Source organism: Microbispora cellulosiformans (genome assembly GCF_008728085.1).
GTDB classification, from domain to species: domain Bacteria; phylum Actinomycetota; class Actinomycetes; order Streptosporangiales; family Streptosporangiaceae; genus Microbispora; species Microbispora amethystogenes.
Map to the genome: position 1 here is coordinate 201,497 of NZ_VYTZ01000005.1, position 23,814 is coordinate 225,310.

The 23,814-nt window shown below is 73.2% G+C and carries 20 protein-coding genes; 5 read left to right on the top strand and 15 right to left on the bottom strand.

The genetic code is table 11. The features are described from left to right. The first annotated feature begins 88 nt into the window (after positions 1 to 88). The 3 genes from F5972_RS15185 to F5972_RS15195 all read left to right on the top strand — a co-directional run bounded on the left by F5972_RS15185 (position 89) and on the right by F5972_RS15195 (position 2,803). Entirely contained in the window at positions 89 to 1,255 is a 1,167-nt protein-coding gene (locus tag F5972_RS15185) for a sensor histidine kinase (protein WP_150934139.1), read from the top strand. Further along, a complete protein-coding gene (locus F5972_RS15190; protein WP_150934140.1) occupies positions 1,243 to 1,905 on the top strand; it encodes a response regulator in 663 nt (220 codons plus the stop codon). Before F5972_RS15185 ends, F5972_RS15190 begins: the two co-directional genes overlap by 13 nt. Before the next feature lie 79 nt (positions 1,906 to 1,984). Next, positions 1,985 to 2,803 carry a FadR/GntR family transcriptional regulator gene (locus F5972_RS15195; RefSeq protein ID WP_150934141.1) on the top strand — a complete coding sequence of 273 codons (819 nt, stop codon included), beginning with the start codon at positions 1,985 to 1,987 and terminating at the stop codon, positions 2,801 to 2,803. Here the strand turns inward: F5972_RS15195 and F5972_RS15200 are convergent. Next, positions 2,787 to 3,488, bottom strand: coding sequence for an isochorismatase family protein (locus tag F5972_RS15200; protein ID WP_150934142.1), 702 nt, complete (start codon positions 3,486 to 3,488; stop codon positions 2,787 to 2,789). The two genes, F5972_RS15195 and F5972_RS15200, sit on opposite strands and share 17 nt — an antisense overlap. A gap of 148 nt (positions 3,489 to 3,636) precedes the next feature. Here F5972_RS15200 and hydA point away from each other — a divergent pair, with 148 nt between their 5' ends. Continuing rightward, positions 3,637 to 5,064: a dihydropyrimidinase gene (hydA, locus tag F5972_RS15205; protein ID WP_191910131.1), complete on the top strand. Its 1,428-nt coding sequence runs from the start codon at positions 3,637 to 3,639 to the stop codon at positions 5,062 to 5,064. Positions 5,065 to 5,116: 52 nt separating this feature from the next. Here hydA and F5972_RS15210 read toward each other — a convergent pair whose 3' ends face one another. The 3 genes from F5972_RS15210 to F5972_RS15220 all read right to left on the bottom strand — a co-directional run bounded on the left by F5972_RS15210 (position 5,117) and on the right by F5972_RS15220 (position 8,653). Then, entirely contained in the window at positions 5,117 to 6,547 is a 1,431-nt protein-coding gene (locus F5972_RS15210) for an amidohydrolase family protein (RefSeq protein ID WP_150934144.1), read from the bottom strand. Positions 6,548 to 6,591: 44 nt separating this feature from the next. After that, entirely contained in the window at positions 6,592 to 7,374 is a 783-nt protein-coding gene (locus F5972_RS15215; protein WP_150934145.1) for an FCD domain-containing protein, read from the bottom strand. A gap of 67 nt (positions 7,375 to 7,441) precedes the next feature. Next, entirely contained in the window at positions 7,442 to 8,653 is a 1,212-nt protein-coding gene (locus F5972_RS15220) for an MFS transporter (RefSeq protein WP_150934146.1), read from the bottom strand. A 133-nt stretch (positions 8,654 to 8,786) separates the two neighbouring features. Between F5972_RS15220 and F5972_RS15225 the strand changes: the two genes are divergently transcribed. Then, a complete protein-coding gene (locus F5972_RS15225) occupies positions 8,787 to 9,728 on the top strand; it encodes an Lrp/AsnC family transcriptional regulator (RefSeq protein WP_191910132.1) in 942 nt (313 codons plus the stop codon). A gap of 50 nt (positions 9,729 to 9,778) precedes the next feature. Here the strand turns inward: F5972_RS15225 and F5972_RS15230 are convergent, their stop codons facing one another. From F5972_RS15230 to F5972_RS15280, 11 genes are all read right to left on the bottom strand, one after another. Continuing rightward, positions 9,779 to 11,029 carry an MFS transporter gene (locus F5972_RS15230; protein ID WP_150934148.1) on the bottom strand — a complete coding sequence of 417 codons (1,251 nt, stop codon included), beginning with the start codon at positions 11,027 to 11,029 and terminating at the stop codon, positions 9,779 to 9,781. Positions 11,030 to 11,035: 6 nt separating this feature from the next. After that, positions 11,036 to 12,631, bottom strand: a complete 1,596-nt coding sequence (locus F5972_RS15235; protein WP_150934149.1) for a zinc-binding metallopeptidase family protein — start codon at positions 12,629 to 12,631, stop codon at positions 11,036 to 11,038. A gap of 125 nt (positions 12,632 to 12,756) precedes the next feature. Beyond that, the gene (locus tag F5972_RS15240) at positions 12,757 to 13,881 is read right to left on the bottom strand and encodes an ABC transporter ATP-binding protein (protein ID WP_191910133.1); all 1,125 of its coding nucleotides are present in this window, start codon (positions 13,879 to 13,881) and stop codon (positions 12,757 to 12,759) included. Further along, a complete protein-coding gene (locus tag F5972_RS15245) occupies positions 13,878 to 14,669 on the bottom strand; it encodes an ABC transporter permease (RefSeq protein WP_150934151.1) in 792 nt (263 codons plus the stop codon). The genes F5972_RS15240 and F5972_RS15245 overlap by 4 nt, the downstream gene beginning before the upstream one ends. Beyond that, positions 14,666 to 15,637, bottom strand: a complete 972-nt coding sequence (locus tag F5972_RS15250; RefSeq protein WP_150934152.1) for an ABC transporter permease — start codon at positions 15,635 to 15,637, stop codon at positions 14,666 to 14,668. The genes F5972_RS15245 and F5972_RS15250 overlap by 4 nt, the downstream gene beginning before the upstream one ends. Positions 15,638 to 15,752: 115 nt before the next feature. After that, complete coding sequence (locus F5972_RS15255) at positions 15,753 to 16,823, bottom strand: extracellular solute-binding protein (RefSeq protein ID WP_191910134.1); 1,071 nt, start codon at positions 16,821 to 16,823, stop codon at positions 15,753 to 15,755. Positions 16,824 to 16,945: 122 nt separating this feature from the next. Continuing rightward, positions 16,946 to 18,355, bottom strand: coding sequence for an aminobutyraldehyde dehydrogenase (locus F5972_RS15260; RefSeq protein ID WP_150934498.1), 1,410 nt, complete (start codon positions 18,353 to 18,355; stop codon positions 16,946 to 16,948). Between the two features lie 14 nt (positions 18,356 to 18,369). After that, positions 18,370 to 19,968 carry a thiamine pyrophosphate-binding protein gene (locus F5972_RS15265; RefSeq protein WP_150934154.1) on the bottom strand — a complete coding sequence of 533 codons (1,599 nt, stop codon included), beginning with the start codon at positions 19,966 to 19,968 and terminating at the stop codon, positions 18,370 to 18,372. A 220-nt stretch (positions 19,969 to 20,188) separates the two neighbouring features. Continuing rightward, a complete protein-coding gene (locus tag F5972_RS15270; protein ID WP_150934155.1) occupies positions 20,189 to 21,202 on the bottom strand; it encodes an NAD-dependent epimerase/dehydratase family protein in 1,014 nt (337 codons plus the stop codon). An 11-nt stretch (positions 21,203 to 21,213) separates the two neighbouring features. Further along, positions 21,214 to 22,122 (bottom strand): allantoinase PuuE, encoded by a 909-nt coding sequence (gene puuE, locus F5972_RS15275; protein ID WP_150934156.1) that lies wholly within the window; start codon positions 22,120 to 22,122, stop codon positions 21,214 to 21,216. A gap of 56 nt (positions 22,123 to 22,178) precedes the next feature. Beyond that, complete coding sequence (locus F5972_RS15280; RefSeq protein WP_191910135.1) at positions 22,179 to 23,555, bottom strand: amidohydrolase family protein; 1,377 nt, start codon at positions 23,553 to 23,555, stop codon at positions 22,179 to 22,181. Positions 23,556 to 23,814: the final 259 nt, after the last annotated feature.

Here is a 23,814-nt window from a genome sequence, read left to right on the forward strand (position 1 = left end):
GGTCCCGCCCGTGGCAACCCAGGTGACAACCTCGCGTCGACTTTGGTTGCTGCCGCCACCCCGCCCGTCGTCGTTACGCTGGGCGTCCGTGACGGCAGACGTACGGCCGGGCCCGGCGAGAACCCGGCGGGACCGGGCGATCCGGGCGGGGAGCGTCGCCTGCGCGCTGGCCGCGGCCGCGGTCGTCGTGCGAGGCGACCTCGGCGAGGCGCCCGCCTGGCACCTGATCGCCGACGCGGCCGGCGGCGCGGTGGCGTGCGGGGCGCTGTGGCTGTCGCGCCGGTGGCCTGCCACCACGGCGCTGATCGCCGTGGCGCTGGCGGTGCCCGCCGCCTCGGCGTCGGTCGCGGCCGGGATCGCCACGCTGATGACCGCCCTTTACCGGCGTTCGGCCGTGGCGATCGGCATGGGCGCGGCGTGGGTGGCGGCGACGCTGGCCCGGTTCTGGCTGCGGCCGCCGGGCCTGGCGCCGTACCCGGTGTGGGCGCTGGTCGCGGTGCTGTTCGGGGTCGCGCTGACCGGATGGGGGATGCTGGCGCGGGCCCGCCGCCAGCTGCTGCTGTCGCTGGCGGAGCGGCTCCGCAGGGCCGAGGAGGAACAACGGCGGCGCGTCGCGCAGGCGCGCCACACCGAGCGCCTGGCGATCGCCCGCGAGATGCACGACGTGCTGGCGCACCGGCTGTCGCTGCTGGCGCTGCACGCCGGGGCGCTGGAGTTCAACGCGCGGGCCGACCCCGCCGAGGTGGTCGAGGCGGCCGCGGTCATGCGCTCCAGCGCGCATCACGCGCTGCAGGAGCTGCGCCAGGTGATCTCGGTCCTGCGCGAGGCGCCCGTCCTGGCCGAGCTCGACCTGCCGGCGCTGGTCGAGGAGGTACGGCGGGCGGGCATGCGCGTCGACCTGCACGACGGCGGCGTGCGCCTGCCCGGCCTGCCGGGTGCGACGGCGCGGGCCGCCTACCGGATCGTCCAGGAGGGGCTCACCAACGCCCGCAGGCACGCTCCCGGCCGGCCGGTGACCGTACGCCTCGACGGCGCCCCCGGCCGGGGGCTGACCATCGAGGTGCGCAACCCCGTCGCGACGTCCACCGCCGGTTCCGCCTCTGGTTCCGCCTCTGGGGCGGGTCCTGTCGCGGGCGAGGGCGCCGGCCTGGCCGGGATGCGGGAGCGCGCCGAGCTGGCGGGCGGCCGGGTGGAGCGGGCCGGCGTGGAGGACGGCGGGTTCCGGCTGGCGGTCTGGCTACCATGGCCGGTGTGAGCGCCATCCGCGTGCTGGTCGTGGACGACGACCCGCTCGTCAGGGCGGGTCTGACGCTGATGCTCAGGGGCGCCGACGAGCTCGTCGTGGTGGGCGGTGTGGCCGACGGCGCCGACGTCGCGGCCGCGGTCGACGCGCACGCGCCCGACGTGGTGCTCATGGACATCCGGATGCCGGGCCTGAACGGGATCGACGCCACCCGCCTGCTGCGGCGGCGGCCCGACCCTCCCCAGGTCGTCATCCTGACCACGTTCGACGCCGACGAGCACGTCTTCGGCGCGCTGCGCGCCGGGGCCGGCGGATTCCTGCTGAAGGACACCCCGCCGGAGGGCATCGTGGACGCGGTCCTGCGGGTGGCGGCGGGCGAGCCGATCCTGTCGCCCGACGTGACCCGGCGACTGATCGCCCACCTGGCGCCCGAGACGGAGGACCGCCGCCGCGACGACGCGCGCCGGCTGCTGTCCCGGCTCAGCGACCGTGAGCGCGAGGTCGCCGCCGCGGTCGGCCGGGGCAGGTCCAACGCGGACATCGCGGCCGAGCTCCACATGAGCGTCGGCACGGTCAAGAGCTACGTCTCCCGCATCCTCGCCAAGACCGGCCTGGACAACCGCGTCCAGCTCGCCCTGATCGCCCACGACGACCCGCTCTAGTCAGCGTTCCGGGTGCCGGCCAGACCGATATCATGGGCGCTTCAGTGGGGTCCACCAAAAGGATGGGGAGGCTCGCAACGTGGCGAGGCGAGCGCGACCATCGGCTTCCGACGTCCCCGCGATGAACGGCACCGCTCCTGAGCTCGACCTCGAAGAGGAGCGTCTGCTCGGCATCGTGTGGCGGGCCGACGGTCCCGTGGGCGCCCGGCTCGCGGGCCGCCAGCTGCGCGAGAGCGGGCTGGAGATCAGCGAGGCGACCGTCTCACGGATCTTCAAGCGCCTGGACGACTTCGGGCTCACCATGCCGTCCGGCCGCAAGGGCCGCACGCTGACCGAGCACGGTCGGCGCTGCGCCGAGGCGATGTCGGCGCGGCAGCGCCACGAGGAGGAGTTCGCCCGGGCCTTCGACATCCGCACGGTGGAGCAGCTGCTCGATCTGCTGCACGGCAGACGGGGCGTCGAGCGGGAGATCGCCGGCCGGGCGGCGAGCCGGGCGACCGACGACGACGTCGCGGGGCTCGAGGAGATCCTGCGCCGTCACGAGTCGATCCTGGGCGACGACGAACGCGCCCGCCAGATCGGCATGGAATTCCACCGGGCGATCGCCCGCATCGCGGGCAGCGATCTCCTGGGGGCGCTGGCGGGAGCCGTGCTCAACGAGTCGCTCGTCCCGCTGGAGAAGGTGCTCGACGTGATCACCGGAGGTCACGGCACCGTGAGTCAGTCGGTGCCCGAGCACGCGGAGATCGTCTCGGCGATCCGCCGCCGCGAGCCCGCGGCGGCGGAGGAGGCGATGGCCCGTCACCTCACCCGGCTGATCGACGAGGTCACCGACTTCTCCCGCAGCGACCAGGTCCGCATCTTCGACCGGTTGCTGATGTTCACGCGTCAGTCGTGACGGCGCCGGCCGTCCGCGGGAGCCGCTCGATGTGGCCGACGACCTCCTCGACGGACAGCACGTCGGCGTAGCGGGCGTTGATGTCGAAGAGGGCGGCCTCGTGCGCCGAGGCGGAGCGGTCCCCCACTGCCTCGGCCGGGACGATGGCGCGCAGACCGTGGTCGATGGCGCTCTCGCAGGTGGAGCGGACGCACCCGCTGGTGCTGCATCCGACGACGACCACCGTGTCGACGCGCTGGGCCGCGAGGATGCTCGGCAGGTTGGTGTTGAAGAACGCGCTGGCCCGCGGCTTCTCGATGAGCGCCTCGTGCGGGCGGCGGTCCAGCCCGGGCACCAGCCGGACGCGCTCGGACCCCCGGATCATGCGCTCCAGGTGCGGGGTCTTCAGCCGGCTCGGGAAGGGCAGGTCGGAGTACGTCTCGTCGTAGGCCATGGTGGTGAACACCACCGGAATGTCGTCACGCGTGCGCACGACGTCCAGAAGCCGCCGGACGTTGCGCAGCACGCCGTCGAGGTTAGCGCCGATCATCTCGTCCTGGCTCGTCCAGGCTCCGGCCATGTCGATGACCAGGAGGGCCACGCGCTCCCCCCATCCGACGCGTCCGGCGAAGCCCGCCGCGAGGTACTGGTCGAGCAGGTCCCGGTTGCCGAGGCCATGGGCCTGCTGGGTCTGCGCAGCGGTCATGTCGGCGTCACCTTTCACGCACGGGGGGCGGCGATTCACGATCGTCACGATACAAGCATCTTCCTCAATTCTGATAGACCTAGACAGTTATCCGATACATGAGATAGACATCTTTCCGTATTGATGGATTTCTGTCGGGAGATGTCCGGTGCGTGATGACTTCGACCTCGTGGTGAGCGGCGCCCTCGTCGTGGGTGAGCACGACATCGAGGTGGCCGACGTCGGCGTCACCGGCGAGAGGATCGCCGCGCTCGCCGCGCCGGGCACCCTGCGGGGGACGCGGATCGTCGAGGCCTCACCGGGCGCGGTCCTGGTCCCCGGGGGGATCGACACCCACACCCACATCGCCTGGCCGATCGCGGAAGGCGTCCGCAGCCTCGACGACTTCGCCTCGGCGACCCGGGCGGCGGCGGTCAGCGGCACCACCACGGTGATCGACTTCGTCCCGGCGTCCGGCGGGTCGCTCCTGGCCGCGGCCCGCGAGCGCATGGCCGAGGCGGCGTCATCGCTGATCGACTACACCTTCCATCCGGTGATCGCCCGCATCACCCCGGACCGGCTGCGGGAGATCCCCGCCCTGGTGGACGAGGGCCTGGCCTCCTTCAAGATCTACACGACGTACGACGACCGGCTCGACGACGGCGAGATCAGGGCGGTGATGACCACCGTGGCGGAGGCGGGCGGGCTCGCCGGTTTCCACGCGGAGAACCACGCCATCCTCGAACACGCCAGGTCCGCGGTGCTGTCCGACTCGGCCGCGGCCATCGACCGCTTCCCCCGCAGCCGCCCCGGCAGCGCGGAGAGCGCCGCGATCGGCCTGGTGACGCACTTCGCCCGGGAGCTCGGCGCGCCGGTGTACGTCTACCACGTCTCCGGCGGCGAGGCGCTGGCCGCCATCGAGGCGGCCGGTGAGTCGGGCGTCCTGGTGCAGGCGGAGACCTGCACCCACTACCTGGTGCTGGACGACTCGGTGTACCGGCGTCCCGACGGGTGGAAGTACGTGATCACGCCGCCGGTCAGGGACGCCGCCGCACAGGACCGCCTCTGGGACGCGCTGCGCGCCGGAGTCCTCGGCAGCGTGGCCTCCGACCACTGCGCCTACGGCCTGGAGCACAAGCTGCCCGGCGCCGCCGACTTCACCGTGCTGCCGCCGGGAGCCCCCGGCCTGGACGCGCGGATCCCCCTGCTGTGGGACCACGCGGTCACCCGGGGCCGGCTTGGCCTGCGGGGGTTCGTCGAGGTGTCGGCGACCGGCCCGGCCCGGACGTTCGGCATGTATCCCCGCAAGGGGGTGATCCGCGTGGGCGCGGACGCCGACCTGGTGCTGTGGAACCCCGCGCGGGAGTGGACCTGGCCGGCCTTCGAGGCGGGCTGGGGCAGCGACTACGAGCCGTACGAGGGCATGACCGGCGCTGGCCTGCCCGAGCTCACGATCTCCCGCGGCCGGGTGGTGGCCCGCGACGGCCGGTTCACGGGCACCGAAGGAGCCGGGCGCTTCGTTCCGCAGCGGATCGACGTCCGGCAGTGGCCGCGGAGACAGGCGGCGCGGGGGGCGGGCCGGCGCCCGTCGGTGTGAGCCTGCCCCCGGCGCCGCGCCCGGGCTCTCCTCCGGTACGAGGACCGAATGGTCAGCGGAACGGGCGGAGGGAGGACGGCGCGACCTCTTCGAGGGTGCGGCCGAGCCGGTCGTGGTCCGGCACCCGGGCCCAGGAGCGCTCGCCGGCCCGTTGGAGGCGCTCGGTCATCCCCTCCTCGTCCACGGTGAGCAGGGCGCCGTCCCGCATCACCCACGCGCCGTCGATCATCACGGACGCCAGGTCCTCGCGGGTCGCGTAGTAGACGAGGTTCCTGATGGGATCGCGGACCGGTGACATGACGGGGGTGCCGAGCCGCCACAGCAGCAGGTCGGCCTTGGCTCCCGGCGCGATCCGGCCGAGGTCGTCGCGGCCCAGCAGCCGGGCCGCGTTGACCGTCGCGGCGTCGAGCAGATGGGTGGCGAGCCAGGAGTCGGCGCGCCGGTCGGCCACCTTGCCCAGGATCGCCGACCAGCGGATCGACTCGATCATCGACTGCGGCGTGGTGTCCGTGCCGAGCGTGATGTTGACGCCGGCTCTCCGGTAACCGGGGAGGGATTCGACCATGATGCCGCGCCGGGCGAACGTCCAGGCGTTGTAGGAGATCGAGGCGCCGGAGTCCGCGATGCGCCGCAGGTCGTCCCCGGGCAGGTTCAGCCACGAGGTGCCGGTGGTGAAGATCGCGTGCCCGAGCACGACCCGGGGGCCGAGGAACCCGGCCGACTCCAGATACTCGATCGGCGTCATGCCGTGCGCCGCCATGAGGTCCATCACCTCGAACATCGCCTGGGCGGCGTGGATCGTCAGCGGCACCTCCAGGTCGTCGGACAGCCGCCGCGACTCCTTCAGCAGGTCGGGCGTGCAGGTGTTGGCCTGCCACGGGGACAGGAAGCCCCGCACGCGCCCGGAACCGCCGTCGCGCAGTTCCTCGATCAGCCGCACGGCCCGTTCCAGGCCCGCGAACCCGCCGTCCTCGTCCCACTCGTACGCGACGCGGTTCCCGTCGGGGGTGAACCAGCGGCCCGACCTGTACCCGTCCGCGATGTAGGCGCGCAGCCCGGCCCGTTCGCAGGCCTCGGCCACCCGCCGGCCCCGTAGCCCCTGGTGCATCACGGTCGTGGTGCCCGTACGGATGAGCTCGGACATCGAGACGTCGATGCAGGTGTCGACGCCCTCCTCGTCGATGGAGTTCTCCTGGATCAGCAGGGTCTCGACCAGGCCGGTGGAGAAGAACTGCCGCTTCCCGACGTCCTCCTGGAAGGACTTGTCCAGCGGGGCGGTCTCCAGGTGGGCGTGCGTGTTGATGAACCCCGGCGTGACCAGCGTGTCTCCGGCGTCCACCCGCTCGTCGGCCGGCCCCTGGTAGTCGCGGCCGGTGTAGACGACGCGGTCGCCGTCCACGACGACGGTGCCGTTCTCCAGCAGCCGGTGCTCACCGTCCTGGAAGGCCACCACGTAGCGGGCGTCAAGGCGCAGGATCGGCATGTGCCTCTCCCCTTTCTTCTTCGTGTTCCTCGTGTCTCTTCGGGTCAGAGCGTGAGCTCGATCAGGCGTTTGACGACCTCGGCGCCGCGGTCCGTCGCGGCGCCTTCGGCCTCCTCGATCAGCCGGTCGACGTGCGCGAGCATGGTCCGCTCCGCCTCGTCGGGGTCGCCCGCGCGGATGGCGGCCAGGACGTCGACGTGCTCGGGCGCGGACTGGGCGAGGGTCCCGTGGCCGCCCGTGATGACGTCGAGCACCCGTTCCAGGGGTTCGAGCGACTCGTCGAGCACGACCTCGCCGATCGCCTGGAGCAGGCGGTTGCGGGAGATGCGGAAGATCTCCCGGTGGAAGCGCATGCCGCACAGCCGGGCGTCGCCGCCGGCGTCGAGCGCTTCGCGGTGCCCGTTCACCAGTTCTTCGAGCCGTTCGATGTCGTCGGGGGTGGCCCGGGCCGCGGCCCACCGGGCGGCCTCGCGCTCCACTCCGCGCCGGGCGTACAGCAGGTCGAGCAGCTGACGCGCGTTCTGGATGTCCAGCGCCTGGTGCAGCCCTTTCGCCTGCCGCCGGGTGCGCTGGGTGACCTGGGCCACGCGGCGGCCCGCGTCCGTGACCACGCGGCCCTTGCGGCCCGAGGAGACGGTCAGTCCCAGTTCGTCCAGCCGGGCGAGCAGCCGGGACGTGCTGGCCTCGCTCAGCGCGATGCCGCTGTCGCCCAGGAGGCGCGTCGCGATGCGCGCGCCGACGGGGTCCGCCGACTCGGCGACGATGTCGAGCAGCAACAGCTCCTGATGGGACAGAGGGGAGGAGATCGGATAGGGGACGTCGCTCACTGGTCAGGGATCCGTTCGAACAGGCTCGGGAGCCGGGTGGGTGAAAGGTGCCGCGGGTTGGCAGAGCTCAGCGATGTCGGCGGGCGCGCCGGAGCAGCAGTACGGCGGCGAGGACCAGCGCGAGCAGCAGGAACGCGGCGGACGACAGCAGGCCCACGGCGGCCGGTTCCAGCCGGCCGTCCAGCGCGCCGGCGAGGAAGTAGCCTCCGGAGCCGCCGGCGACCGCGGCCGACCCGAAGTAGGAGAACGCCTCCGCCCGGCGGCGCAGGCCCATCCGTCCCTCGATCTCGGTCGCCATCAGGCCGTTGAGCGGCACCATGAACAGCCCTGCGGCGAACAACCCCGCGGCGTACCCGAGGGAGCCGCCCGCGAGCCCGGGCGGTACGGCCAGGGCGGCCGAGGCGAGCAGCATGGCCGTCGTGGTGAGCAGGGCACGCCGGCGGCCCAGCGGCCAGGCGCTGACGACGATCCCGCCGAGGCAGGCTCCGGCGGGCAGGGCCGCGGTGAACCAGCCGGAGGCGCCGGAGTCGAGGCCGTACTGCCCCATGCGCTGCGGCACGTTGGCCATGAGCAGCCCGTACGCCAGGCCGATCCACAGCACCAGGGCGGACACGAGTTGCGTGTCGCGCGGCGGCAGGAGCGTGTCCGGGCGCCGGGGCGCCGGAGGCAGCGGCGGCACGGCCCGCATGAGCCAGGCGCCCAGCAGCGACAGGGCCGCCATCCCGGCGAGCGCGGCGACGGTCCCGCCCGTCAGCACGAGCACGCTGACCAGGACCGGGCCGACCACCGAGCACAGCTCGACGAGGAGGGACTCGGCGAAGTGGGCGCGGCGGAGCTGGACGGCCGGAACCGTCACCACGAGCAGGGCCCGCATGCCGCCCCACATCCCCGCCGTCGCCAGCCCGAGGACGACGGACAGGGCGTACAACGCCCAGATCGGCGCCCGCACCTCGGCGGCCACGACCAGGCCCAGCGTGACCAGCCCGGAAAGGGCCACCGTCACCCTCATCGCTCGGCGCAGTTCGAGCCGGTCGAGCAGCCGCCCGAAGAACGGGCCGGGCGGCCCCGAGCAGAGGCTGAGCACCCCGGCCAGCAGCGCGCCCTCCGCCAGCGAGCCGGTGACCCGCTCGCCCACGAGCATCAGCACCAGCCCCGCCATGGACGTGGGCAGCCGGGCCAGCAGGGAGCCGAGGATCCAGAGCCGCCACGGACGGTGGGCCACCAGCCCGAAGGGCCCCGGACGGGCCTCCGGCGACGACGGAGGATTGTCTGTTCGCATTGTTCATCGATTCAGCGAAGTCGATCGTGGATATTTGGCGTTCGACACCCGTACGCACGCGTTCATGGCTGTGCCACACTGTCCAGGGCGGGAGGGCCGTCGCGGGCGGGTGACGGGAACGGGAAGCGGATCCTTGACGCAGCGATACGAACTTGACGCGCAGGACCAGGCGATCGTCGGCCTGCTGCGGGAGGACGGCCGGGCTCCGCTGGCCCGGATCGGAGAGCAGGTCGGCCTGTCGGCCGACACGGTCCGCGCCCGCATGGCGCGGCTGGCCGGCGACGGCGTCCTGCGGGTGATCGGCCTGGTGGACCCGGCCGTCCTCGGCTATGACGTGCTCGGCACCGTCGGCCTGCGCTACCGCGGCCCCGTCGAACGGCTGCGTGTCGCGCTCAACGCCACTCCCCAGGTCACCTTCGCGGCCCAGACGATCGGCCCGTACGACGTCATGTGCGAGGTCGCCGCCCGCGACGACGCGGACCTCGCCGACGTCGTGCAGCGGATCGCCGGCACGATCGAGGGCGTGGGGGACCACGAGGTCTGGCGCCAGCTCGACGTGGCCAAGTGGGAGAGCCAGGGCAGGCCGCGCCGGTCCGGGCCGCCGGCGCCGAGGCGGCCGGAGCTCGACGACCTCGACGTGGCGCTGCTGCGCCTGCTCGTCGACAACCCGAGGGCCAGCTTCCGGGAGATGGAGGACGAGCTCGGCGTCCCCTACTGGGTGGTGCGCAAGCGGGCGCAGACGCTGTTCCGCGACGGCACGATCCAGGCGACCGCGATGGTCGACCGGGTGTCCACCGATCCCGTCATCATGATGGCCTCCGTCGGGATCACCCTGGACGGCTCCCCCGAGGCCGCCCTGGACGCCCTGGTCGCGCTGCCCGAGCTGGCGATCGTCACGCTGACGGCGGGCCGGTTCCACGTCGTGGCCGAGGCGGCCTGCGGCTCGGCGCGGGACCTGGCCGCGCTGACGCGCCGCGTCGTCGCCGTGGACGGCGTGCGCGACCTGACCGTGCTGCCCTACGCGCGCGTCCTGGTGCTGCCCCGCCCGTGGCGGTTCGAGACCGCCGCCGGCTGACGCGTCCGCCCACCGCGCCGTGCCTGTCACCGGGCCTGTCACCGTGCCTGTCACCGGGCCCGCGCAGGGGACGCGGCGGGGGTGAGCGCGAGGACGCCCGCGAGCATCGCGGCGGAGACACAGGCGCCGGCCAGGAACACGCCGCGGGGCCCGGAGACGTCGAGCAGCGCTCCGAAGACCACCGGCAGGACCAGCATGCCCACTCCGTTGAGATAGTTCGTCGCCGCTAGTCGCAGACCGGTGCCTCCCGCCGAACTGCCCCCGGTCGCCAGCAGGTTGGTGGCCCCGATGCCGGTCGCCCCGGCCAGCCCGTGCAGCACGGCGCCCGCCGCGACCCCGGCGAAGCCGTTCCCGGCCAGCCCCACCGCGGCCAGCCCGGCCACCGCGCACACGCCGGACACCGTCACCGCGCCGCGCAGCCCGATGCGGGCGACCAACCGCCCGAAGAAGGGCCCGGCGGTGACCGAGGTCAGGTCGCGGCACAGCAGCAGCGTCAGCACCAGCCCCGGCAGCCGCTCGGCGGGCACGTCGAGCGCGATCGGATAGAAGGAGTTGCCGAGCAGGACCACGGTGTTCAGGTTGAGGTTGATCAGCGACGACGCCTGCAGGGCGGGCTCGCGGCGCAGCATGCGCAGCGACGCCGCGTAGCCGCCGCGCGCGCCGGCCGTGCCGGTCAGCGCGGCGGGGTCGTCCCGGTCGGCCCGGCCCCGCACCCGCCGAGCGAGCAGCGCGAAGGCCAGGGCCGACAGGACGACCAGCCAGAGCCCGGGCCCGGCGGCGCCCCCGGTGCCGAGGCGCGCCAGCAGGACGACCGACAGCGTCGCCGCCACCGCGGCCGACAGACGCTGCGCCGCGCCGTTGAGGCCCTGGGTCCGGTAGCGGTCGCCGGACCGGGCGACCACCGCCAGCGTGGTGGTCACGACGGAGCCCCTGGCCAGGCCGTACCCGAGCAGGGGCAGCACCCAGATCCACGCCGAGGAGAACGACGTGGCGGCGGCGAGCCCGGCCGCGCACGCCGCGAGGACGAGGCCGCCGGCGAACAGCACGCCGCCACGCCCGTGCCGGTCGGCGCGCAGGGCCGCCGGCGGGGACATGACCACGCCGGCGCCCTGGGCGAGCGCGAGCAGCGCGCCGATCAGCAGCCCGGACCCGGCGCCGCTCGCCTCCAGGCCGATCGGCAGCAGGATCTGCACCAGCCCCTCGGTGAGGAACAGCGCGCCGACCATCGTGACCGCGAGCGCGGTCCCGCTCGCCCCCACCGGCGCACCCGGGTCGCGGCGGGGGCGGGAGAGCATTCCCACGGACGGCTAGAGCTTCTCGCCGAAGTCCGTGGTGGTCGGCAGTTGCCACTCGAAGCCGCGGGCGGTGGTCACGTACTCGGGCCAGGGCAGCTCGACGGGCGGCGCGAAGTCGCGCGGCAGCAGCGGGTCGCGCAGCGCCTCGGGCGCGGCCTCGCGGTTGCGCCGGAACTCCTCCGTGGCGGCGCCCAGCAGTCCGCTGTCGTCGATGAGCCGCAGCGCGGTCGCGGCGATGACCTCCCCGGCGTAGCCCCACACCGGGTCGATCGCCGGGGCCAGGCCGTTCATGGCGTTGTTGGCCCAGTGGTTGAGGTCCTCCCCCACCACCCGCAGCAGCGGCTTGGCCGTGTAGAAGCGCACGGTGGGGGCGTGCCAGGTGTACTCGGTGCAGTCGTCGGCCCCGGTGCAGTCCTGCCACGGCGGGAGGGTGGCACGGGTGGCCGCGTCGTGGTCGCGCGGGTCGGTGACCTGGTGCAGCATCGGCCGGAAGGGGTCGTCGGAGGGCTCGTGCCCGAGGGTGCGCTCCAGTTCGCGGGCGAACTCGTACGCCTCGGGCGCGAACCGGCGCGGCCCCAGCTCCAGCAGGTTCTCGTACGTCGCCTGCGCCATGACGTGGTTCTTCAGGCCCGGCCGGGTGCGGGTCACCCAGCGCATCGAGACCTCGCAGTTGGCCAGCCCGGCGACGTGCCTGGCGTTGCGCCTGAGCACCTCCAGGATCTGCTCCTGAACGCCGATCAGCGGCGAGCGCCAGCTGAACTGGATCTGGGTGATCCGGGGCGGCAGGTTGTCGGCGGTCGCGTTGGCCGCGCCCAGGATCGCCTCGTTGAGCGACCACAGGCCGGTCCGGGGGAACATGTTCTCCTTGGCGTACTTCGTCGCCGTGATCATCAGCCCGAGCGCGTCCAGCGCCCCCGGGGAGCGGACGCTGTTGTGCGCGCCCATGCCCGACCCCTCCAGGGGGTCGCCGTCGATCCACGGCGGGGCGTCGTCCCGCTGCGCCTCGAAGCACTGGAAGGTGAAGACCGCCGACCAGTACAGGCAGTTGTGGATGTCCCACACCGCGGTGTTCTCGAACAGCGGGTGGTAGCTGATCACCGCGTCGAGCTCGTCGTAGTAGCCCTTGGCGGCGTGCACGGGCTTGGAACCGCACACCTTCTCGGCCGGCTCGCCGAACAGGTGGACGACTCCCCGTCCGCCGGTGCGCTCGATCGCCCGCTTGGTCGCGAGCGCCCCGGCGAGGGCGCCGACGCCCAGGGCCGAGTGCGCGTCGGTGAAGCCCGGCGCCCACGGGTGGAGGCCGGGGCGCGGCTGCCGGTACGGCACGGTGTCCTGGGAGTAACCCGGCGAGGCGTCGTACTCGGAGTACATCCCGATGGCGGGGCCGCCGTCGCCCCACCGGGCGTGGAAGGCGGTGGGCATGTCGCCCGACCCCACCTCCACCTCGAAGCCCTCCGCCTTCAGCAGGTCGACGTACGCCTGCGCCGACCGGTACTCCCGCCAGGCGGGCTCGGCGTACGACCAGATGAGGCGGTGGAACTCCGAGAGTTCCTTGCCGAGTTCCTCCACCGCGGCGACTCCGGCGCGCTGGCGCTCGGTCAGTCCCATGTCGTTCCTCGTTCCTTGTTCTGGGGTGTTGTTCTCGGGGGTGTGCAGGGGTCTGCGGGGGTTTCCGGGCATGCCGGAGGCGTGGGCGGCCGCCGGGCGGCGCCCTCGTCGCAGGACGGGCGCGGTCAGGCCGCGCCGGGGATGATGTGGCAGGAGCCGGGGTCCCACTCCAGGACGACCTCGTCGCCCACGGAGCACGGCAGCGGGGCGCCGGACTCGCACCTGACCACCAGCTCGGCGCCGTCGGCGCCCGCGACCAGGACCTTGCGCGAGTCGCCGGCGTAGATGTCGGCGCTCACCACGCCGGGCATGCGGGAGACGGACGCGGACGGCTCCGCCCCGGCGGGCCGGATGCGGATGGCCGACGGCCGCACCACGACGACCGCCTCCCGCTCCCCCGGCGGGTCGCCGGGGACGAGCACCCGCCCGTACGGCAGGGCCAGCACGGAGTCGGCGCCCTCCCGCCGGACCCGGCCGCGGAACAGGTTGGACTCGCCCAGGAAGCGGGCGGCGACCTCGCTCTCGGGCAGCCCGTACAGCTCCTCGGGCGTGCCGTGCTGGACCAGCCGGCCGCCGGCGAGCAACGCGATGCGGTCGCTCATCGTCAGCGCCTCCTCCTGGTCGTGGGTGACGTTGATGACGGTGAGCCCGAGCTCGCGGCTGAGCCTGCGGATCTCGATCTGCATGGCCTCGCGGAGCCTGCGGTCGAGGGCGCCGAGCGGCTCGTCCATCAGCAGCAGCGGCGGCCGGGCCACGATGGCCCTGGCCAGCGCCACCCGCTGCTGCTGCCCGCCGGACAGCTCCTTCGGGGAGCGCCGGCCGTACCCGCCGAGGTGCACCGCCTCCAGCGCCCGCTCGACCAGGGCCGCCCGGTCGCGGCGGCGCACCCCCCGCATCTCCAGCGGGAAGCCGACGTTGGCGGCGACCGACAGGTGCGGGAACAACGCGTAGTTCTGGAACACCATGCCGATCCCGCGCTGGTGCACCGGGACCTGGGAGATGTCGCGGCCGTTCACCACGATCCGGCCCTCGTCGGCGTCCACGAAGCCGGCGATGATCCGCAGGAGCGTGGTCTTGCCCGACCCGGAGGCGCCGAGCAGCGTGAGGAACTGACCGGGCTCGACGGTCAGCGACACGTCGTCGACGGCCCGCGTGTCGCCGTACACCTTCACGATGCCGGCCAGTTCGACCCTCGCCCCCGGCGAGCCCTCCTGGCCGGCGGGGCCGGCCTGGGTTGCCGTCTCGGTCACGTCCTTCTCCTTACCTTCTTCACCACGGCCGGCCCCACCAGGACCAGGGCGGCCATGAGCAGCGAGACGAGGGTGATCAGCGTCGCGACCGCCGAGATGGACGGCTCGACGCCGGAGCGCACCTGGCTCCACATGACGACGGGCAGGGTGCGGAACTGCGGCGTGTTCAGGAACAGGGCGACGACCACCTCGTCCCATGAGGAGACGAAGGCCAGCACGCCGCCGACCAGCGCGGCCGGGGCCACCAGGGGCAGTGTGATCCGCAGGAGCGTGACCGCCTCGGTCGCGCCGGACACGCGGGCCGCCTCCTCGACGCGGCGGTCCACGCCGGTGAGCGCGGCCAGGACGTTCACGAACACGAACGGCAGGCCGAGCACCGCGTGGGCGATGCCCAGGCTGAGCACGTTCCCCGACAGGCCGACCCGGATGTAGACCAGGTAGAAGCCGATGCCGGCGACGACGAGCGGCACCGTCATCGGCAGCACGGCCAGGCCGGTGACGAGGGCGGGCGGCAGGAAGCGGCTGCGCGCCGCGGCGAAGGCGAGCGAGGTGCCCGCCGCCATCGCCAGGACCGCGGCGAGCAGCCCCACCTGCGCGCTGTTGCCGAGCGCGGTGAGCCACTCGGGATCGGTGAGGACCTCCTGGAACCAGCGCAGGGAGAAGCCCTTGGGCGGGAAGGTCACCATCGAGCCGGAGGTCACCGAGGTCGCCGCGACGATCAGGGTGGGGGTGACGAACAGCAGCGCGATCAGGCAGGCGAACAGCCGCACGCCGAGGCCGGCCCTCATCGCCGCCTCCCCATGCCGACGCCGAGGATCCTGCCGAGGCCGACGAACCGGGCGGCGAGCCCGAGGACGGCCAGTACCGCGACGAACAGCAGGACCGCCATCGCCGCGCCGACGCCCGGTTTGAGGAACTGCTCGATCTGCTGCATGATCGCCTGCCCCACGTACACCTGGCGGGCGCCGCCGAGAAGCTGCGGCGTGATGTAGAAGCCCAGGGCGAGGACGAACACCAGGACGCCTCCGGCCACCGCGCCGGGCAGCGAGAGCGGCAGCGTGACCCGCGCGAACACGCGCCACGGCCGCGCCCCCATCACCTGCGCGGCCCGCTCGACGTCCGGGTCGATCGAGCGGAGCTGGGCGAACAACGCGAGCACGGCGTACGGCAGGAGGATGTGGACCATGCCGACGTAGACCGCGAAGGGTGTCCTGATCATGTGGATCGGGGCGGACGTGAGGCCGAGCCAGTCGCGCAGCGCGGTGTTCACGAGGCCGGTGTCGTTCAGCACGATCTGCCAGGCGTAGGTGCGCACCAGCAGGCTCGTCCAGAAGGCCAGCATCAGCGCGACCATCAGGAAGGTGCGCATGGCCGTCCCTGACCTGGCCATCGCATAGGCGTACGGGTATCCGATCAGCAGGCACAGAACGGTGACCACCAGCGCCATCTGCAGGGTGTCCACGACGGAGCGCTGGTAGAGCGGACTGGTGAAGATCGCGCTGTAGTTCGCCGGGGAGGGGTCGGTCAGGCTCTTGACCACCACCACGGCCATCGGGACGACGAACGCGGCGACGACGAAGACCAGGCCGGGCAGGCCGGCGCCGCTCCAGAAGTCGGGCCGGGGGAAACGCCGGGCGCGGGCAGGGCCTCCGCCGGGCCCGCCGCCGCGACCGGCCCGGACGGCCGAGCCGGCCTCGGGACCCGCCTGCGGGCCGGGAGACGACGCGCGGGAGGGGATCTGGGAAAGTGCGCTCACTGTGCTCCTCGTTTCGGGCCGCGCTTCGCCGCGCGTTCCACCGCGCGTTCCGCTTCCGCGTTCCGCGTGCGAGCACGTTCCGCTCTCGGGCACGGCCGGGCCGCCGTCACGGTGGTCAGCCCGCCAGCCAGGCGGTGGTCTTCTCGATCGCCTTCTCCATGTTGGCGTTCCACCAGGCGGAGTCCATGACGATCGGGGCGTCCTCGCCCTCCAGCTGGTGGGCGGTCGGGGCGTCCGCGGCGTACTTGCCGGAGGCCGTGGCCTTGGGGTTGGCCGGGCCGTACGGGATGTACTCGGTGATCTTCCCGTTGTTGGCAGCCTTGGCGATGTAGGAGATGAGCTTCATCGCGTTCGCCTTGTCCTTGGCGCCCTTCGGCACGAAGAGGTAGTCGCAGAGGTAGATCTGCTGGCCCCAGGTGTTGTCGATCGGCTGGCCCTCGTCCTTGGCCAGCTTGACGCGCCCGTTGTAGCAGTTGCCCATGACGGCCTCACCGGAGGAGACCAGGTTGATGCACTCCGCGGCGTCCTTGAAGACGATCAGGTCGTCCTTGATCGGCTCCAGGAGCTTCAGCGCGGCGTCGACGTCGAGCGGGTAGAGCTTGTCGCGGGGGGTGCCGTTCGCCATCAGCCCCGCCTCCAGGATGCCCTGGAAGCCGGCGGTGCCGTCGATGGCCCGCTTGCCGGGATACTTCGCGGTGTCGAAGAAGGCGGCGTAGTTCTTGGGCGGGTTGCTCGCGAACTTGTCGGTGTTGTAGGCGAGCACGATCGAGAAGACGAACAGCGGCACGCCCTGCTTGTAGGCCTTGAACGGCCCGTCCGCGTAGTCGTCGCAGGCGACGACCGTGCAGTCGATGTCCTCCAGGCGCGGGTTGCCCTCCAGCCCGAAGTCGACCCCGCCCTGGGCGATGTCCCAGGTCACGTTCTTGGCGTCGACCATCTGGTGGATCTTGGCGTACGTCACGGGGTTGTCCTGGACCACCCTGACGCCGCTCTCCTTGCCGTACGGGTCGAGCCACGCCTTGGCGATGGCCTCCTGGCCGGTCCCGCCGAAGCCCGCGTAGGTGACGGAACCGGAGTCGCCGGACGCGCCGGCGTCACCGCTCCCGCTCCCTCCGCCGCACGCGGCGGCGAGGGTGAGGGCCAGCGCCAGCGAAGTGACGGCCCACAAATTGCGTGAAACCTTCACGTTCTCACTTACCTTTCCTTTTTCCTTGGTGGTCGTCCGCCCGGCCGGGCGCCGGTTCGCCGGCCCCCTCCCGCGGCCCGGCCCGGTCCGGGCGGACGTGTCCGGTGCGCGGCGGCAACCGCTCACCGCTCCCCGGTGAAGCTCATGACGTGCTTGATCCGCGTGTAGTCGTCGAACCCGTAGGCCGACATGTCCTTGCCGTAGCCCGAGTGCTTGAAGCCCCCATGCGGCATCTCGGAGACCATGGTCATGTGGGTGTTGAGCCAGACCGCCCCGAAGTCGAGGCGGGCGGCGACGCGCAGCGCACGGGCGTTGTCCCGCGTCCACACACTGGAGGCGAGGCCGTACGCCGTGTCGTTGGCGAGGGCCACCGCCTCCTCCTCGGCGGTGAAGGGCTGCACGGTCACCACCGGCCCGAAGACCTCCTCACGCACCACCTCGTCGGCCTGCCGCACGCCGGCCACGACGGTGGGAGCGAAGAAGTAGCCCTCGCCGGCGGAGCGGGCCCCGCCGGTCGTCACGGTGGCGTGCGCCGGCAGCCGTTCCACGAACCCGGACACCCGCCGGAGCTGGGCCGCGTTGTTGAGCGGGCCGATCGCCGCCGCCGGGTCGCCCGGCGGCCCGACGCGGACGGCCGCCGCCGCGGCGGTCAGCCCCGCCAGGAACTCGTCGTGGACGCTCTTGTGCACCAGCACCCGGGTGGCCGCCGTGCAGTCCTGGCCCGTGTTCGCGTACCCGGCCTCGGCGACCGTGCGGACGGCGACGTCCAGCTCGGCGTCGGCGAAGACCAGCACCGGCGCCTTGCCGCCGAGCTCCAGGTGGAGACGCTTGAGCGACGCCGACGCCGCGACGGCCACCTCCGTCCCGGCCCTGACCGACCCGGTGATGGAGACCATCTGCGGGATCTCGTGGGACACCAGGGCGCGCCCGGTGTCGCGGTCGCCGCACACCACGTTCACGACGCCGGACGGCAGGATCCCGGCCGCGATCTCGGCGAGCAGCACCGTGGTGAGCGGCGTGGTGTCGCCGGGTTTCAGCACCACCGTGTTGCCCGCCGCGAGCGCGGGGGCGATCTTCCAGACCGCCATCATCAGCGGGTAGTTCCACGGCGTCACCTGGGCGCACACCCCGACGGGCTCGCGCCGGATCATCGAGGTGTGGTCGTCGAGGTACTCCCCCGCCGACCTGCCCTCCAGCAGGCGGGCGGCGCCGGCGAAGAACCGCAGCACGTCCACGCACTCGGCCACCTCGGCCGCCGACGCGGCCGCGGGCTTGCCGGTGTTCGCCGACTCGGCCTCGGCCAGCTCCCCCGCCCGGGCGGCGACGGCGTCGGCCAGCCGCAGCAGCAGGTCCTGCCGGACGCGCGGCGTGGTCCGCCGCCACCCGGCGAAGGCCCGCTCGGCCGCGTGGCAGGCGGCGTCCACGTCCACCGCGGCCGACACCGGCGCGGCCGCGATCACCTTCTCGGTGCTCGGGTCCACCACCTCGGCGGTGTGCCCGTCCGCGGCGTCCCGCCACCGCCCGTCGATCATGTTGCGTACGGTTCTCACGAGCCCACCTCCCAGATGATCACGGTCGGCCGTGCGGCCGTCAGCGCGGCGGCGGCCTGCTTGGCCGCGCCGGCGGCGTCCGTCACCCGGACGCCGTGGCAGCCCATCGCCTGGGCGAGCGCCGCGAAGTCGGGACGGGCCAGGTCCACGGCGTACGGCGCGATGTCGCGGTCGAGCATGTTCTGCCGGATCTCGCCGAAGCCGTGGTTGTCGAGGATCATCACCGGAAGCGGGAGCCCCAGCTCGGCGCCGGTCACCAGTTCCTGGGCGCTGAACATGAACGCGCCGTCGCCGAGCAGGGCCACCACCGGCCGCGCGGGTTCCGCGAGCCGCGCCCCGATCGCCGCCGGCAGGGCGTAGCCGAGGGTGGAGTATCCGACCGGCGCGAGGTAGCGGCGCGGCGCGGAGAACGGCCAGAACGGCGCGGTGCCCAGATAGGAGACCTGGGAGCTGTCGCCCACCACGACGACGTCGCCGGGCAGCTCGGCCCGCAGCGCGTCCTGCACCTCACGCCACCGGCCGCCCTGCTCCGCGGCCTGCTCCAGGCATCCGGCCCGGGTTCCGGCCGCCCGCCGTTCCCCCTCTGCGGCACGTTCCGTCCCGGCCGGCCCGGCGAGCCCGGCCGCCAGCGCGGTCAGCGCCTCCCGGGCGTCGGCGTGCACCGGCAGCGCGGCGCGGAGGTTCTTGTGCAGCTGGGCCGGGTCGAGGTCGATCCGGATGACGGCGCCGCGCGGTGCCAGGCGCTCCGGCAGTTCGGCGTCGCCGAGTTCGCTGCCCACGACGAGCAGGACGTCGGCGTCCTCCATCAGGCCGCGGGCGGCGGCGAAGCCGGGGAACGGGCCGACGGCCAGCGGATGGTCCTCGTCGAGCACCCCCTTGCCCGCGGTGGTGGTGACCACCGGCGCGCCGAGCGCCTCGGCGACCGCCCGCAGCGGCGCGGCGGCGCCCAGCGCGCCTCCCCCGGCGACGATCACCGGGGCCGCGGCCCGCGAGAGCAGGCCGAGGGCCTCCGTCACCGCCGCCCGGGACGGCGCCGGCGGGTGCGGCGCGCGCCAGGGGCCCGGAACCTCGCCGTCCCAGGGCGCCTCGAGCACGTCCAGCGGCACCTCGATGTGCACCGGACGCGGCCGCTCGGCCGCCCAGCGGGCGAAGGTCTCGTGGACGGCGTCGACGGCCTGCGCCGGGGTGCCGGGCCGGACGCTGCGCGCCACCGCCGCGTCGGCGGCGGCCCGCTGGTCCTTCATCTCGTGCAGCCACCCGTAGTCGGCGCGCTCCAGGCCGGTGGGCACTCCGGGTGAGAGCACCAGGAGCGGTACGGAGTCGGCGTAGGCGGTGCCCATCGCGGCCATGGCGTTCATCAGGCCGGGTCCGCTGGTGGTGACGACGAGCCCCGGGCGGCCGGTGACCCGGGCGTACCCGTCCGCCGCGTAGCCCGCGCCCTGCTCGTGCCGGGTCACCACGTGGCGGATCCCGCTCGCCGCCATGCCGCGGTAGAGCTCCAGGTTGTGCGTGCCGGGGATGCCGAAGGCGAGGTCCGCCCCGTTGGCGGCGAGCGCCTCGGCCATGGCGGTCCCGGTCGTGCGCCGCGCGCTCATGCGGCCGGCTCCACGAGGGTGCGGGGGGCTGAAGGGGAAGGGTTCACGAGCCATCGGCCTCTCCGGGTGGTGCGCGGCGGGCGACACGACCAGAACACTCCTCGCCGATTTCGGTTGTGCATCATCTCGGGTTTCCAAACGGTAAATTTAGCCATCTGAGGACCTTGATAAGTGTTCTTGAGTTGGTCAGCAGCATATGGCGCGTGAATGTGAGAAGTACCTACGTCGCGCCGCCGGGGTCGGCGAGGGTCTCCGGGGTCCAGTGCGCGAGGGCCCACTCCCGGTACTCGCCGACCTGCTGCGCCAGGTCGCGCGGCCGCCACCCCAGAAGCCGCGCCGCCCTCCCCACGTCGTAGATCCCGTCCTTGCCCGAGCGCAGTGCGGGGTCCATGTCGGCGACCGCCCGCTCCGGGTCGGCGACCATCTCGACGCCGAACAGCTCGGCCAGCCGCGGCACCGGGACAGCGGCCCCGCCGGCCAGGTTGAACGCCACGCTGCCGACGTCCGGCCGGGTGCACAGCAGCCCGAGCGCGGCGGCGACGTCGACCGCGCTGATCCAGTCGCCGGCCGCCCGGAGCGTCCGCGGCGTCACCGCCAGCGGTGTCCCGGCGACGAGGGCCCGCGCCAGGTGGTACGGCAGGGACATCAGGGTCCGCGCGGAGGTGGGCCGCTCCATCGGGCCGAACACCTTGGTGAACCGCACGATCGGCACGCTCATGCCGTAGAGGGCGGCGAACCGCCTGGCCACCAGTTCGGCGGCCACCTTGCTGACGCCGTACATGTCGTCGGGCTCCAGGGGCGTGTCCTCGTCCTGCGGTTCCGTACGCCCGGGGTCGCCGGCGCCGTACACGGCCGCGCTGCTGACGTGGACGACCCGGCCGACCGAGCCGGCGCGGCGGGCGGCGTCCAGGACGGCGGCGGTGCCCATGACGTTGACGTCGAGGAACCGCCCGGGGTCCTCCCTCTCCCACTCGGGCACCAGGGTCACGGTGGCGCCGTGCACCACGGTCTCGGGCCGGTGCCGGGCGAACAGCGTCGCGAGGCGGTCGCGGTCGCGCACGTCGCAGCGCTCGACGTCCACCCGGCCGGCGACGTCCGCCAGATGGCCCGACCAGGCCGTATCCGGTTCGCCCACGTCGAGGGCCAGCACCCGCGCCTCCTCGTGCTCCTGGAGGAAGCGCCGGATGAACACGCTCATCACGAAGCCGCAGGCTCCGGTCACCAGCACACGCATCGCCGGCCCCCTCAGGACGCGTTCGCCGGGACGGCGGGATGCGTCTCGTGCCAGTGCCGGGCGACGTCGACGCGGCGGGCGACCCACACGTCGCCCGCCCCGGCGGCGTGGTCGAGGAAACGCATCAGGTCGGCGGCCCGGCCGGGGCGGCCGGCGATGCGCGTGTGCAGCCCGACGCTCATCATCTTCGGCCGGTCGTCCCCCTCCTCGCGCAGCAGGTCGAGCGCCCGGCGCAGATAGGCGGAGAAGCTCTCCGACTGGAAGCCGTAGGTGTTGAGGTAGCGGCCGTCGTTGTTGTCCAGGGTGTACGGGACGACCAGGTGCGCCCGGCCGGCGACGTGCTCCCAGTAGGGCAGGTCGTCGGCGAAGGAGTCCGAGTCGTACAGGAACCCGCCCTCCTCCGCCACCAGGCGGCGGGTGTTCGGGCTCATCCGGCCGGTGTACCAGCCTTCGGGCCGGCTGCCGGTGACCCTGGTGTGCAGGTCGATCGCGCGGCGGATGTGCTCCCGCTCCTGCTCGGCCGGCATCTCCGCGTAGTCGATCCAGCGCAGGCCGTGGCAGGCGATCTCCCACTCCGCCTCCCGCATCGCGGCGACCGCCTCGGGGTTACGCTCCAGGGCCTCGGCGATGCCGAAGACCGTGACCGGCAGCCCCCGCTCGGTGAACAGCCGGTGCAGCCGCCAGAACCCGGCGCGGCTGCCGTACTCGTACTGCGACTCGACGTTGAGGTTGCGGACGTTGGGGAACTCCCGGGTCGGCTCCTCGGTCAGGAACGCCTCCGAGCACCGGTCCCCGTGCAGGACCGAACGCTCGCCGCCCTCCTCGTAGTTGACGACGAACTGCAGGGCGACCTTCGCGCCCCCCGGCCAGCCGGCGTGCGGCGGGCGCCTGCCGTATCCCTTGAGGTCTCGTGGGTACATGGGGTTCTCACCTCTCGACGGGGGCGGTCCGGGGAGCCGGGGGTGGTTCGGGTGGGTCAGCAATCGGGGACGGAGGCGGCGGGCCGGACCGGCAGGAGGGGGACCACGCCGGTGTCCGCGCCCGAGTCGGCGACCAGTGGGGCGACCAGCCGTCCGCTCTGGTAGACGGCCCGCACGTCCCACAGCCGGGAGACGTCACGGGTGGCGTCGCCGCCGACCACGAGCAGGTCGGCGAGGCGGCCGGGCGCGAGGGTGCCGACCTGGTCGGCGATGCCGCAGGCCTCGGCGGCGACCGCGGTCGCCGAGCGGATGGCCGCGAGCGGGGTCAGGCCGGCCGCCACGGCGAGTTCGATGCCGTGCTGGAGCCCGCCGAAGGCGACGTCGTACGGACCGGCGTCGCTGCTGATCGCGATGCGCGGGCCCAGGCCGTCGGCCAGCATCGACGACAGGATGCCGAGCTTCATGTCGAAGTAGGCCTCGATGGCGGAGACCCGGCCCTTCTCCGTGTCGCCGAGCGGGCCGCGCTCGGCCCGCCGGCGCAGGTCGACCAGCGTCTCCCAGCCGCCGGTCTGGGCGGTGAAGCTGATGAAGGTGCCCGCGTCGTGCACCGTCTGGGCGACCGCCGGGTCGTAGACCATGCGACCGCTGGAGGCGACGCCGCCGCCGAACTCCATCATCTCGCCCGGGACGAGGAACTCCCCGTGCTCGATGCAGTCGAGGCCGGCCTCGACCGCGTTGAGCATCGAGGACGTGGCCCGGCAGTGCGCGGTGGTCAACCGGCCGAGGCCGTGCGCCGTGTCGACGGCGACGCGCATCTCGGCGGCGGTGTAGGAGGAGTAGTAGGGGATGTTCCCGGCCGTCGCCCCGCCGGAGGCCATGATCTTGATGTGGTCGGCGCCCTCGGCCACCAGGCGGCGCACGGCCGCGCGGATCTGGTCGGCGCCGTCCGCGACTCCGTTGCACCAGTAGAAGTGCCCGTACGAATGGGTGATGGGGCGGCCGGCCAGCAGCATCCGGGGTCCTCTGACATAGCCCCGCTCGACGGCCTCCCGCACCTCGAACACGATGCGGTTGCGCCCGCCGTTGTCCCGGATCGTGGTGACGCCGGAGGCGAGATGCCGCTGCAGGTTGCTGACGGCGATGAGCGCCATCATCTCGTCCGAGTCGAGAACCTGCTGCTCGTACGGGGTGCCGTCGCCGGTCAGCGTGATGTGGCAGTGCGCGTCGACGAGGCCGGGGACGACGGTGGCGTCCCCGTAGTCGATCACCCGGGCGCCCGGCCGGGCGAGGTCGTCGGCGGCGTCCGCCGCGGTGCGCACCCGTACGACGCGGTCGCCCCGCATCTCGACCACCGCGTCGTGCAGGACGTCGTCGCCGAGAGCGGGATACACCCGCGCCGCCCGAAGAAAGCGCTGGCCCGAGCTGTGGTCCACCGGTGTCCCTCCTGCCGGACGGCTCATGTTCCTCAAATGTGACAGAGGTCTTCCAGAGTTGTCTAGGGGTCGGCAGGTGTTCACATCGATTTCACACAAGGCCCTCCAGCACCATCGGCAACCGCCGACGGGCGGCCTTGACTGCGCGACAACCCCGGCGCAGCTCAGCACGCATGCCGAAGTGGCCGAGGAGTGGCGTTATCAAACCTTGATGTCGCGAAATCTGGACATCCAGCAGAGTCGAGGGCATATTGTCACC